Raw genomic sequence first — 13,772 nt, 5'->3', positions numbered from 1 at the left:
TTTAATTATTTTCACTTAAACCAATTGCTTCTCCAATTAGTGTTGCGCTTGTGCAATTAGTAACAGTTACATTTACAAAATCTCCTACTTTATAATCTCCTTTTGGAAAAACACAAACTATATTTTGTGGCGTGCGACCAGACCATTGTGTGTTAGATTTTTTTGATTCTTTTTCAATCAAAACCTCTACAGTAGTATTAAGCCACTCTTTGGTCCTTACTTCACTATGTATTCTTTGTAAGTCAACGATATCTTGTAATCGACGTTTTTTTGTTTCTTCAGGAACATCATCCTCCATATTTCTAGCTGCCATGGTTCCTGGGCGCTCGGAGTACGTGAACATATATCCAAAGTTGTATTTTACATATTCCATCAATGAAACGGTATCTTGAAAATCGTCTTCAGTTTCAGTTGGAAAACCAACAATCATATCTTGACTAATGGCACAGTTTGGAATAATTTGACGAATGTTGTCGATCAATTGCATGTACTCTTCACGCGTGTGCAAACGATTCATTTCCTTTAAAATACGATTACTTCCACTTTGTACAGGTAAATGAATATGATTACAAATATTTTGGTGTTTAGCCATAGTTTCAACCACATCTAAAGTTAAATCTTGGGGATTTGATGTTGAAAAACGAATTCGCATTTTAGGTTGTGCTATAGCGCAAAGGTCTAGTAATTTAGAAAAATTAACCGATGTTGCTTTTTGTAAATCACTGGCTTTATCAAAATCTTTTTTGAGTCCGCCACCATACCAAAGGTAGCTATCTACATTTTGCCCTAAAAGTGTAATTTCTTTGTAGCCTTTATTCCATAAATCGTTTATTTCTTCAATAATACTTTGTGGATCTCTACTGCGCTCGCGTCCTCTTGTAAAAGGCACTACGCAAAATGTACACATGTTGTCGCAACCACGAGTTATAGATACAAAAGCGGTTACGCCATTGGTGTTTAAACGTATAGGAGAAACATCACCATAAGTTTCTTCTTTAGAAAGAATAACGTTAATAGCGTCTCTACCTTCATCAACTTCAGCTAAAAGATTTGGTAAATCTTTGTAGGCATCAGGACCTACAACTAAATCAACAATTTTTTCTTCTTCAAGAAATTTAGTTTTTAAGCGTTCTGCCATACAACCTAAAACGCCAACTTTCATTTTTGGGTTGGTATCTCGTTTTACGGCATTATATTTTTCTAAACGTTTACGAACGGTTTGTTCTGCTTTATCACGAATAGAGCAGGTGTTTACTAAAACCAAATCGGCTTCTTCAAGGTTTTGAGTAGTGTTAAAACCTTGCTCAGACATTATAGAAGCAACAATTTCACTATCACTAAAATTCATAGCGCAACCATAACTTTCAATAAAAAGTTTACGTTTGTTTTCTTCTTTTTGTTCTAAAACTAAAGATTCTCCTTGTTTATTTTCGTCAATTTCTTTTTCCATAGTTTGCTAGACACTCATACATTTCAATAAGCATGCAAAGATACAATTTATTTGTGTTTTGTGACAAAGTGGCAGTTTATTTTTTTAGTATTGTACGCAACCAAAAAGGGTTTTATGCATCTTTAAAAAAACGAGTTTTAAAATGATACATTCAATCAAGAAAGTTTTATTTGTTATACCAGTTGTATTGTGTTTTATGAATATGCAATGTGAGGATGATATTGATGATTCTATAGAAATATGTGATCAAACAACAGTAATAAGTGAAAGTTTTTATAATGATATGGTTTCAGCTAATTTTACAATAATTGATGCTGATATATCAGAAAACTGTTTGATAATTAAAATAGGAGCTTCTGGTTGTGATGGTAATTCATGGGAATTTAATTTAGTAGATTCAGGTGCTATTGCTGAATCATCTCCAGAGCAACGTTATTTAGAATTTCAATTAATAAATGAAGAAGCTTGTTTAGCTTATTTTGAAAGAGCGATTTCTTTTAATATTTCTTCTTTACAAATAGAAGGAAGTAATGAAATTATATTACATATTGAAGGTTTAGAGTCTTCGTTAACATATACTTATTAAGTAAACTGATTTTTTATAAAAAACCAACGTCATGAAATTAAAATATCTTTTTTTGCCCATAGCCCTAATCTTTGTGATCTCTTGCGACCCCAATGATGAAGATTACGAGTTTGTTCAAGTTGCTACGCCTCAATTAATGAGTAAATCTGCTTTTAGAAGTTCGGTTGAAGTTGCTGTTCCTCAAAATATTGAAGAGGCTGGAAAAATTTATGCCTATAAAGATTACATTTTTGTAAACGATGTAAACAAAGGTGTGCATATTATTGATAATTCAAATCCAGAATCACCGCAAGCTATCAAGTATATTAATATTCCTGGTAACGAAGATATTTCTGTTAAAGATGATTTTTTATACGCTGATAGCGCAACAGATTTAGTGGTTTTTGATCTTTCGGATATTAATAATGTGTCAATTGTTGAGCGGTTAGAAGATGTGTTTGAAGTTTATGATTATAATATTCCTATTGAGGCACAAGCCATTGATTATGGTAATTATAATTATGAAAATGATATTATTGTTGGTTGGACCATAACTACCGAAAGACGTAAAAAACAAAGTGATGATAGGATGATTGATGTCGTTTTTGATGGAGCTTTAGCAAATTCAGCTGAATCTGTTACAGGTACTGGAGGTTCCTTAGCGCGTTTTCAAATAGTTGATAATTATTTATATGCTGTTGGTTACAATCAAATGGCTATTTTTAATATTCAAAATTTAGCTGAACCAACACTTTCTGGCACTCAATACGCAGGTTGGAGCATAGAAACTATGTTTCAAGCAGAAGGTTATTTGTATTTAGGAAGCACAAATGGTATGTATATTTATAATTTAGATAATCCTTCTTCACCAGAATATGTTTCAGAATTTACGCATTGGGAAGGCTGTGATCCTGTTGTTGTAGATGGAGATTATGCATACCTAACTTTACGCGGTGGAAATGAATGCGGACAGTTAGAAAGTATCTTAGAGGTTATAGATATTAGTGATAAATCTTACCCAACATTGGCTGCAAGACACCAATTAGAAAATCCCTACGGATTAGGTATTAAAGAAAATATGTTATTTGTTTGCGATGGTACATCTGGTTTAAAGTTGTTTGATAAAACAAATCCGTTAAATATAACTATGGTAAAAACATTTGAAAATATTCAATCTAAAGATGTGATTCCCTTAGAAAATAGTCTGTTAATGATTGGTGATAATACATTATATCAATATAAATATTTAGATGACGGTGTTGAGCTAATAAGTAGTTACTCGTTAAACTAAGATCTTATATTTTAAAATAAAGAATCCTGCGTAATTGCGGGATTTTTTGTTTGTAAGGTTTTAAAAAACGATTACATTTATACTTTAAAACTACTAACCAATACCTAATGAGTTCATTTGATAGATTATTACAAAAAATTGAAAATGCCAAAGATTTAGACTTCAGTTCAATATTTGATAGTGTTACAGAACTATTTAAAAAAGTTTGGCTTAAAGGTTTTGTAATGATTTTAATTTTAATGGTATTTGCAATAGGTATTAATCTTTTATTCACCCTAATTGGGTTAACCCCTAATAGTAACCCGTTTCTTAATGGGTTTGATTTGGAGTCTTATTCAGAATTCTATTCTTCAAATGTAATTTATAATATTCCTCAAACTATTCTAGTAAGTACTATAACTATGACTATGGTTGCTGGGTTTTATAGAATATGTAAACAAGTTATTTTGGGTGAAAATGTAACCGATGAATATTTTTATTTTTTAAAAAAAGAATATTTCTCAAAATTATTAATGTTAGGTATTATCCATACAGCAATTGCGACAGTTGCTCAACTTATGTTTTTTATACCATACATTTATGTGTTTGTACCATTAGCATACTTCACCATTATTTTTGCAAACAATCCGCATTTAACTGAAGGTGAAATTGTTAAAGCTAGCTTTAAATTAGGTAATAAAAAGTGGTTAATTAGTTTTGGGACCATGTTTGTTGCTGGCATTTTAGGGATGCTAGGTGTAATAGCATGTTTTGTGGGTTTGCTGTTTACTATTTCAATAGTTTATTTACCAGTATTTTTTATTTATAACGAAGTAGTAGGTTTTGATGATACGAGTGAAATAGAACAAATAGGCGTTAGAGACGAATCTGATTATTAACTTAAATATATTTACATGAATACAGTTAACCATTTATTAGAAAAAATAGATAGGGCTAAAGCGTTAGATTTTGGAGATATCTTTAATAAGTCTATAGAGCTTTTTAAGAAAGTATGGGTTCAAGGATTAGTGATATTGTTATTAACGATAGCCTTTATGATTCCTTTTTATATAATCATGTATTTGCCTTTAATAGCAATGGGTGTTTTAGATCCAGAGTCTTTACAGCAAGGTAGTGAACCAAATATGGCTATTCTTATTCCATTTTATCTATTTATGATTGTATTTGCGTTTTTTGCAATGATAATTAGTTTTGGTTTAAAAGCTGCTTTTTTTAGAATATGTAAAATTAAAGATTTGAATGAATCAGGTACAGACGATTATTTTTATTTTTTTAAAAAACCATATTTAGGGAAAACAATAAAACTTGCAGCAATAACATTTTTAATTAGCCTTATTGCTACATTGCTTTGTTTTTTTCCAATAATTTATGCTATGGTGCCAATAGCTTTAATTAATGTTATATACGCCTTTAATCCAGATATGGAACCTCAAGATATTGTAAAAGTTGGATTCAAATTGGGAAATAAAAAATGGTTGATAACCTTTGGTTTAATTTTTATAGCTGGACTTTTGTCTCAAATAGTTGGTATGATAATGTGCTTTATAGGAGTATTTGTAACGGCTTCTTTTGCTTATATACCATTATATTATATTTACAAGGATTCCGTGGGTTTTAATGAACAACATGTTATTGATGAAATAGGAACATCAATAGAATAAAAATAAATTATTATGTAAAAAAGCCTGTATTTAAAGTATTAAATGCAGGCTTTTAATATTTTAAAAATATAGAGATAGCTTATAAAATTAGGAAGTTAAATGTTTTTTGATATACATTTGTACCTTCAAAAATTGAAGTATGGCGAAGAATTTAGTAATAGTAGAGTCACCGGCTAAGGCAAAAACAATAGAAAAATTTCTTGGAAAAGATTTTAAAGTAGAATCTAGTTTTGGGCATATTGCCGATTTGCCTTCTAAGGAATTAGGTGTTGATGTTGACGGTGATTTTAAACCAAAATACGAAGTTTCTAAAGATAAAAAAGCAGTTGTGAAAAAATTGAAAGAGCTAGCTAAAAAAGCAGAAATGGTTTGGCTAGCAAGTGATGAGGATCGAGAGGGAGAGGCTATTGCGTGGCATTTAGCAGAAACTTTAAAGTTGGATAAAGACAAAACAAAACGTATTGTTTTTCACGAAATTACTAAGTCTGCCATACAAAAAGCTATTGAAAACCCACGTGGTATAGACTACGATTTAGTTGATGCACAACAAGCACGTCGTGTTTTAGATAGAATTGTAGGTTATGAGCTGTCGCCAGTACTTTGGAGAAAAGTAAAAGGCGGTCTTTCAGCTGGTCGTGTACAATCTGTTTCAGTGCGATTAATTGTTGAAAAAGAAAGAGAAATTCAAGACTTTAATCCAGTAGCGTCTTATAGAATTGATGCTGAGTTTTCAAATGAAGATGGTCAAACCTTTAAAGCGAAACTTCCAAAGAATTTTTCAACTAAAAAAGAAGCTCAAAAGTTCCTAGAGGAAAATGCCAATACAGATTTTAAAGTTTCAGATTTACAAAAGAAACCAGCAAAAAAATCTCCGGCAGCTCCTTTTACAACGTCAACATTACAACAGGAAGCATCTCGTAAATTATATTTTTCGGTAAGCAAAACTATGACTATGGCGCAGCGCCTTTATGAAGCAGGTTTAATTACTTATATGAGAACAGATAGTGTGAATTTATCTGATGAAGCTAGAAAAGGCGCACAAAAAGAAATAGAAAACGCATTTGGTTCTAAATACAGTAAACCAAGAAATTATACAGGTAAATCTAAAGGCGCTCAAGAAGCGCATGAGGCTATTCGTCCAACAGATTTTTCATTACAATCTGTAGATATAGATAGAGATCAAGCACGTTTATACGATTTAATCTGGAAACGTTCTATTGCATCACAAATGAGTGAAGCAGAATTGGAGCGTACCAATGTTAAAATTAGTGCATCAACACATAACGAAACCTTTACTGCTAATGGTGAGGTAATTACTTTTGATGGATTTTTAAAAGTATATTTAGAAGGTACTGATGACGAAGATGTTGAACAGGATGGAATGTTGCCTGCTATGAAGGTAAATGAAACCTTGTTAAATAATTATATAACAGCAACAGAACGTTATACGCGACCACCAGCAAGATATACTGAGGCTTCGTTGGTTAAAAAATTAGAAGAATTGGGTATTGGTCGTCCATCTACTTATGCTCCAACCATTTCTACTATACAGAATAGAAATTATGTTGAAAAAGGAACAGTTGAAGGAGAAGAGCGTAACTATTCTCAACTTACTTTACAAAGTGGTGTTGTAAAAGATAAATTATTAAGTGAAAAAGTAGGTTCAGATAAAGGGAAATTGGTGCCAACAGATATTGGAATGATTGTTACCGACTTTTTAGTAAATCACTTTGATGCTATTTTAGATTATAATTTTACTGCAAAAGTTGAAGAGGATTTTGATGATATTGCTGAAGGAAAAGAAGATTGGCAAAAAATGATGAAATCATTTTATAAAAGTTTTCATCCAGTAGTTGAAGATGTTAAAGAGAATGCCGATAGAGAATCCGGTGAACGTATTTTAGGTAAAGACCCTAAAACAGGAAAACAAGTAAGTGTACGATTGGGTAAGTTTGGGCCAATGGTGCAAATAGGTACGGTTGATGACGAAGAAAAACCTCAATTTGCAAGTTTAAGTCCAGACCAACAATTAAATACCATTACTTACGAGGAAGCAATGGATTTATTTCAGCTTCCAAAAAATCTTGGTACTTACGAAGGTGAAGATGTTGAGGTTAATAATGGGCGTTTCGGTCCTTATGTAAAGTTTGGTAAATCATTTGTGTCACTTCCAAAAGGAGTAGATCCCTTAAGTGTAGAGTTAGACGATGCTATTGTTTTAATTAAAGAAAAACAAAAAGCTGATGCTCCTATATATATGTATCAGGATTTACCTGTGCAAAAAGGTAAAGGACGTTTTGGACCATTTATAAAATGGAACAATATGTTCATCAACGTTAACAAGAAATATGATTGGGATAATTTATCTGAAGAAGATATTGTTGAATTAATTGAAACAAAAATTCAAAAAGAGAAAGATAAGTTAATTCATTCTTGGGAAGATGAAGGTATTCGTGTAGAAAAAGCACGCTGGGGCAGACATAATGTTATTAAAGGCAAAATAAAAGTTGAACTTGCTAAAACGGTTGATGTTTCAGAGATGACATTGGAAGAAGCAAAAGCAATTATTGAAGCAAACGCGCCAAAAAAGAAAGCTACTAAAAGAAAAACAGCTACTAAGAAAAAATAATTGATTTTCTAAAAGTCTAGTATTTAGTGTTTTTGTCAAAACTGTATAAAGTTTTGTCAAATATTTGCATTTCATCGGATATTTTTAACAAATAGGTAATTAAAAACTCATTTATTCTATTGATATTTGTGTGAATTCAAAATTTCAATCACTAGAAGTAAATAGCTGTTTTAATAAATGAACTTTAATTTTCTATCTCCAGTTTCAGATTTAGTATTAGCTCATAACGAGTTGCTTTCACCACAGGCATTAGGAAGAAAGCTTAAAATTCACTCCGCACAAACAGGAATACCAGATTTAGATGATGTTAATGTTGCCATATTTGGTGTTCTAGAAAATAGAAATGATGTAAATTATATAGGTGAAGAGTTTCAGCTTAATGAAATTAGAAAATCTTTTTATGGTCTTTTTCCAGGAAGTTGGAATACAATTGTTGCAGATTTAGGAGATATTGAAAAAGGCGAAAGTGTAGAAGATACCTACTTTGCCGTAAAAGAAGCTGTAAACATTTTAGTGAAAAAAAATATTATACCTGTTATATTAGGTGGTTCACAAGACCTTACTTACGCAAATTATAGGGCTTATGATGATTTAATACCTATGGTTAATATTGTAAATATAGATGCAAAGTTTAATCTGGGAGATTCTACAAAACCTATAAAGAATAATAGTTTTGTTGGAAAAATAATTTTAGATCAACCTTATAATCTATTCAATTATGCAACTATTGGCTATCAAACTTATTTTAATTCGCAAGAAGAAATAGATTTAATGGATAGCTTGTATTTTGAATCTTATAGATTGGGTCAAGTATCAAAAGATATTACTTTAGTTGAGCCTGTTTTGAGAGATGCTAATATTGTAAGTGTTGATTTGTCTTCGGTTAAAGGGTCAGAAGTTAGTTTAAATCAAAAGTATTCGCCAAATGGCTTAGACGGAAAAGAAATTTGTGCCATTGCACGTTATGCAGGCATTAGTAATAAAGTAACTTCTTTTGGAATTTATGAATATAAACCCTCAAAGGATGATGAGATTACATCTATGCTAGTCTCGCAAATGATTTGGTATTTTATTGAAGGAGTTAACTTCAGAATTAAAGATGATGATTTTTCAGATGATAATAGCTATCAAAAGTTTATCACATTGGTAGAATCTCAGGAATTGGTGTTTTATAAGAGTAATAAAACAGGTAGATGGTGGATTGAAATCCCTTTTTTAAAGGAAGTTAATAATAAATTGAAAAGACACACGTTATTACCATGCATGCATCAAGATTACCTTGATGCTAGTAATAATAAGGTGCCAGATCGTTGGTATAAAGCCTTCAGAAAGAATTGTGTGTAATAGACAAATCATGGTCAAACAGTTGATTTTATCGGTAAAATGTATTTTTTTCACGATGAAATGTAAATTTTTTGGATAAAAAGTTGTTTTTTAAAAAATATATAAATATGTTTACGCTCTCAAAAATGAAGCTTAAATAATTAACCTCGAGTTTTCTATGGATATTAAGAAGTTTATATTATTAACCTCAGTATTAGCAATACTGTCTAGTTGTGGCTCTAAAGATAGAGGCGAGCTAGTAGGTGTTAAAGGAAAAAAATGGCATCCCGAAAAGCCATATGGTATGGAACTTATTCCGGGTGGAGCATTTATCATGGGTAAAGCAGATGATGATCTTGCAGGTATAGCAGATGCGCCTTCAAAAACAGTTACTGTTAGAGCCTTTTATATGGATGCTACAGAAATAACAAACAGTGAATACCGTCAATTCGTTCACTGGGTAAGAGACTCAATTGTTAGAATGAAATTAGCCATTTTAGCAGATGAGGTTGGTAAAGTACCTGAAGATGGTGGTATTGGTGAGTATGCATTTAAAGATGCAGATACAGCTAATATGTCTGTTTACGAAAAATATATGTTCGAAAACTATACAGGTTTAGGTCCAACAGGATATGAAGGTAGAAAACTAAACAAAGATGTTGATTTAGTTTTTGATACATCAGAATATCCTGACGAATACTATACTGAAGTTATGGATACCATGTATTTACCTCTAGAAGAGTCTTATAATGGGCAACGTACTTGGGATGTTAAAAAATTCAAGTTCCAGTTCAGTTACATGGATATTCAAGAAGCTGCTAGAAATAGAGGTATAAAACGTAAAGATGTTATCAAGAAAGAAGAAATAGAAGTGTATCCTGATACTACAGTTTGGATTAGAGATTTCGCTTATTCTTATAACGAGCCAATGCATAATGATTATTTCTGGCATGATGCCTATGGTGAGTATCCTGTAGTAGGTGTTACTTGGGCGCAAGCTAAAGCATTTTGCGAGTGGAGAACAATAAACAAAAACTCATATCAAAAATCTAAAAAAGGAGCTGCTTTGGTAAATACATTTAGATTACCATCTGAAGCAGAATGGGAATATGCCGCAAGAGGTGGTTTACAAGCTGCAACATACCCTTGGGGTGGACCTTACACAAAAAGTGATGCAAGTTGCTTTATGGCAAACTTTAAACCTGTAAGGGGTGATTATGCAGCAGACCAAGCATTATATACTGTAGAGGCAAAGTCTTACGAGCCAAATGATTATAATTTATATAATATGGCTGGTAATGTATCAGAATGGGTGAATGCATCTTACGATCCTGCAGCTTATCAATATACATCAACAATAAATCCTAGTGTTAACGATAATAATAATCAACGTAAAGTTGTAAGAGGTGGTTCATGGAAAGATGTAGCATACTTTTTACAAGTTAGTTCTAGAGATTACGAATACGCAGATTCAGCAAGAAGTTATATAGGTTTCAGAACCGTTCAAGATTACATGGGGACACAAGTAACGAAAAACGGAAAATAACAAATTAAGAATCTAATCAAATTTAATTAACAAATAACTATTAACCTACTTAAGTAGATCCTACTTAAAAATTAAAAATCGAAAATTATGGCAAAGTCAAAAGCAAGTAAAAAGTTCATGAATATGGCTTACGGATTAGGAGCAGCAATTGTAATTGTTGGTGCACTATTCAAAATTATTCACTTTGAAATCGGACCTTTAACAGGTAACGTAATGTTAACCATCGGTCTTGTAACAGAAGCAATCATATTTGCTTTATCAGCATTCGAACCTGTTGATGAAGAGTTAGATTGGTCTTTAGTATATCCAGAATTAGCTGGAGGACAAGCAGGTAAAAAAGAAGGAAAAGAAAGCGCACAAGGTTTATTATCTAAAAAATTAGACGATTTATTAAAAGAAGCTAAAATTGATGGCGAATTAATATCTAGTTTAGGAGATAGCATTAAAAACTTTGAAGGTGCTGCAAAAAATATGTCTTCAACTGTAGATTCAATTGAAGCAAGCAAGAAATATGGTGAAGAATTATCATTAGCTGCTGCTCAAATGGAATCTTTAAACAGCTTATATAAAGTACAGTTAGAGAGTATTAATAAACAAGCAACTATCAATGAAGAATCTATTGAGAATGCTGGTAAATTAAAAGAGCAAATGCAATCTTTAGCATCTAACTTATCGTCTTTAAATGGCGTATACGGTGGTATGCTTTCTGCAATGAACAAAAACTAATTAGGAGCGTTAATCCCAAATTACTATTAATTAACCAAAAAAAACCTAATTAAACATGGCAGGAGGAAATTTATCACCTAGACAGAAAATGATTAATCTGATGTATTTAATATTTATAGCGATGCTAGCTTTAAATATGTCAAAAGAAGTGCTTTCAGCCTTCGGATTAATGAACGAGAAGCTTTCAGAATCTAATGAAGCCACAACATCGCGTAACGATAGTTTTATGGCCAACTTAGAGCAAAAAGCTGCAGATCAACCTGAAAAGTATGTACCATTAAAATCTAAAGCAGATCAAATTGATGCACTAGCAAAAAAGTTTGATACTTATTTAGAAGAATTAAAAGGTAAAATGACTGCAACAGTTGATGACCCTACCGATTATGAGATTATGGATAAAGGTGATTACCTAGACCAAAATTTCTTTAAAGGAGACAAAATAAAACCTGAAGGTCAAGAATTTTTAAACCAAATCAATTCTTTTAGAGATGGTGTTGTTAATTTACTTGATGGACAGAAGGGTATGGAAACCATTGTAAAAGATGTTAAAGAAAAGTTCAGTACAGAACAAGAAATTAACAGAGATGGTATAAAAGTTGACTGGTTAGACTATCACTACAAAGGATTTCCTTTGGTAGCATCGTTAACTAAAATGACACAACTTCAATCAGATATTAAAACTACTGAGTCTGAGGTTTTATCAAACATGTTACAAGGAACGCTTTCTAGTGAAGTATCAATGACAAACTATACAACCTTAATGGAAACATCTAAATCAGCTTACTTTAATGGTGAGCAATTTGATGGGCAAATTGTATTAGGTCGTAAAGATGCTTCAACAAAACCTAGTAGAGTTGAATTAACTTTAGATGGTAGAAAACTTACTGAAAAGCAATACTCTATTGAAGATGGTAAAGTAAAGTTAAAAATAGGAACTGGTGGTGTTGGTGAACATAAAATTGAAGGTAAGTTAATCTTTGCTCAAGATGGAGAAGAGGTTGAAGTACCTGTAAAATCATCATTCGCTACGGTTGCAAAACCTAATTCTGCTACTATTTCTGCAGATAAAATGAATGTAGTATATAGAGGTGTTAAAAACCCGATGACTATTTCATTTGCTGGTATTCCAGATAATAAAGTAACAGCTAGCGCACAAGGTTTATCAAGAGGTTCTGGCAGTAGCTATGTTATGGATGCTACAAGAATTAAAGGTAGAGAAGTAACTATTAATGTTACTGGTACTTTGCCAGATGGTGGTAAAGTAAGTGATAATGCTAAATTTAGAATTAAAGATTTACCAAAACCAACAGGAACTATAAGAGGTGAAGACGGCGCATTAAAAATGCAACGTAACAGTCTTGAAATTTCTACTATTGGTGCGAAATTTGATGATTTTGATTTTGAATTACCATTACGTGTAACAGGATTTAAATTTAAAGTTCCAGGACAACCAACAATAAATGTTAGTGGAAATAAGTTAGATAGTAGAGCAAAAGGTGCATTACGTAAAGCTAAACGTGGATCTGGTGTTCAAATATTTGATATTGAAGCTAAAGCGAGTGGAGTTAGCGTGATACTTAAAAAAGTATCTCCAGTATTTGTTGAGTTAACAAACTAAGAACTATTAGAACTAACCATTGGTTAAACCTAATAAATTAAAAATGTATAATAAGATGAAATTAAAGAGTTTTTTATTAACCGTTGCAACTGTTTTTACAGCATCAACTATGTTTGCGCAAGCTAATATATTAAATGCTAAAAGCCCTGAAGAAATAGGTGTAAGAACAGAAGCTCAAAAGGCTGTTGACAATGATAAACCATTAGAGTATGGTTATGTTGACGATAGAGATATCTTGTTTTCTAAAATGGTTTGGGAGAAAATTGTTCTTGACGAACGTGCAAACTTCCCACTATACTATCCAGTAGATACAAATAATATTGGTAGTGATAGACGATCATTATACGATGTTCTAATGAAGAGCATTAAAGAAGGCAAAATAAAAAATATCTATGATGATTCTTATTTTACAACAAAGCGAACTCTAAAGGATATTGAAGCTGCTTTAGTTATGATTGATACTACAGAATACGGTATTGAACAATTAAATGCTGGTGAAGAATTATCTAAAGAATATATCAATAGAAGAGATATAACTGCTGCAGATATTAAGGAGTACCATATTAAAGGACTTTGGTATTTTGATAAGCGTCAAGCTGAAATGAAATATCGATTACTTGGTATAGCTCCAGTGGCACCAGATGTTAACTTTATTGATGAAGCAGAGCCAGATTTAGTACCATTATTCTGGGTATTTTTCCCAGATGCTAGAGAAGTTTTACATGAAGCAAAATCGTTCAATAATGAAAATAGTTCTATGCCATTTTCTTTCGATCATGTATTAAACGCAAGACGTTTTCATGGTTATATTTTTAGAGAAGAAAATGTACAAGGCGACAGAGCTGTTAACGAGTATGTTTCAGAGAACGCTTTAATGCAATTATTAGAATCTGAAAGGATTAAAGATAAAATTAGAGATTTTGAATTAGATATGTGGACATACTAATTTTAAAGTCAATTAGA

At 31.8% G+C, this 13,772-nt stretch carries 11 protein-coding genes; 10 read left to right on the top strand and 1 reads right to left on the bottom strand.

Annotation, left to right across the window (positions count from 1 at the left end):
• Position 1: 1 nt before the first annotated feature.
• Positions 2 to 1,450: a tRNA (N6-isopentenyl adenosine(37)-C2)-methylthiotransferase MiaB gene (gene miaB / locus MBM09_RS15100; protein WP_238674543.1), complete on the bottom strand. Its 1,449-nt coding sequence runs from the start codon at positions 1,448 to 1,450 to the stop codon at positions 2 to 4.
• Between the two features lie 142 nt (positions 1,451 to 1,592).
• Between miaB and MBM09_RS15095 the strand changes: the two genes are divergently transcribed.
• The 10 genes from MBM09_RS15095 to gldN all read left to right on the top strand — a co-directional run bounded on the left by MBM09_RS15095 (position 1,593) and on the right by gldN (position 13,755).
• Positions 1,593 to 2,036, top strand: a complete 444-nt coding sequence (locus tag MBM09_RS15095; protein ID WP_238674542.1) for a hypothetical protein — start codon at positions 1,593 to 1,595, stop codon at positions 2,034 to 2,036.
• Between the two features lie 31 nt (positions 2,037 to 2,067).
• Positions 2,068 to 3,306 (top strand): LVIVD repeat-containing protein, encoded by a 1,239-nt coding sequence (locus MBM09_RS15090; protein WP_238674541.1) that lies wholly within the window; start codon positions 2,068 to 2,070, stop codon positions 3,304 to 3,306.
• Positions 3,307 to 3,413: 107 nt separating this feature from the next.
• Positions 3,414 to 4,184, top strand: a complete 771-nt coding sequence (locus MBM09_RS15085; RefSeq protein WP_238674540.1) for a hypothetical protein — start codon at positions 3,414 to 3,416, stop codon at positions 4,182 to 4,184.
• Between the two features lie 15 nt (positions 4,185 to 4,199).
• Positions 4,200 to 4,967: a hypothetical protein gene (locus MBM09_RS15080; RefSeq protein ID WP_238674539.1), complete on the top strand. Its 768-nt coding sequence runs from the start codon at positions 4,200 to 4,202 to the stop codon at positions 4,965 to 4,967.
• A gap of 139 nt (positions 4,968 to 5,106) precedes the next feature.
• Positions 5,107 to 7,596 (top strand): type I DNA topoisomerase, encoded by a 2,490-nt coding sequence (topA, locus tag MBM09_RS15075; RefSeq protein ID WP_238674538.1) that lies wholly within the window; start codon positions 5,107 to 5,109, stop codon positions 7,594 to 7,596.
• A 177-nt stretch (positions 7,597 to 7,773) separates the two neighbouring features.
• Positions 7,774 to 8,940: a formimidoylglutamase gene (locus MBM09_RS15070; protein ID WP_238674537.1), complete on the top strand. Its 1,167-nt coding sequence runs from the start codon at positions 7,774 to 7,776 to the stop codon at positions 8,938 to 8,940.
• 157 nt (positions 8,941 to 9,097) lie between these two features.
• The gene (gene gldK, locus MBM09_RS15065) at positions 9,098 to 10,465 is read left to right on the top strand and encodes a gliding motility lipoprotein GldK (protein ID WP_238674536.1); all 1,368 of its coding nucleotides are present in this window, start codon (positions 9,098 to 9,100) and stop codon (positions 10,463 to 10,465) included.
• Between the two features lie 87 nt (positions 10,466 to 10,552).
• Positions 10,553 to 11,191, top strand: coding sequence for a gliding motility protein GldL (gldL, locus tag MBM09_RS15060; RefSeq protein ID WP_238674535.1), 639 nt, complete (start codon positions 10,553 to 10,555; stop codon positions 11,189 to 11,191).
• A gap of 55 nt (positions 11,192 to 11,246) precedes the next feature.
• Positions 11,247 to 12,809, top strand: a complete 1,563-nt coding sequence (gldM, locus tag MBM09_RS15055; RefSeq protein ID WP_238674534.1) for a gliding motility protein GldM — start codon at positions 11,247 to 11,249, stop codon at positions 12,807 to 12,809.
• Between the two features lie 55 nt (positions 12,810 to 12,864).
• Positions 12,865 to 13,755 carry a gliding motility protein GldN gene (gene gldN / locus MBM09_RS15050; protein WP_238674533.1) on the top strand — a complete coding sequence of 297 codons (891 nt, stop codon included), beginning with the start codon at positions 12,865 to 12,867 and terminating at the stop codon, positions 13,753 to 13,755.
• Positions 13,756 to 13,772: the final 17 nt, after the last annotated feature.

Origin of the sequence: Flaviramulus sp. BrNp1-15 (assembly GCF_022259695.1) — a bacterium.
Classification (GTDB): Bacteria; Bacteroidota; Bacteroidia; order Flavobacteriales; family Flavobacteriaceae; genus BrNp1-15.
Note: the sequence above shows the minus strand (reverse complement) of the source record. Positions and strands in the feature narration are given on the sequence as shown.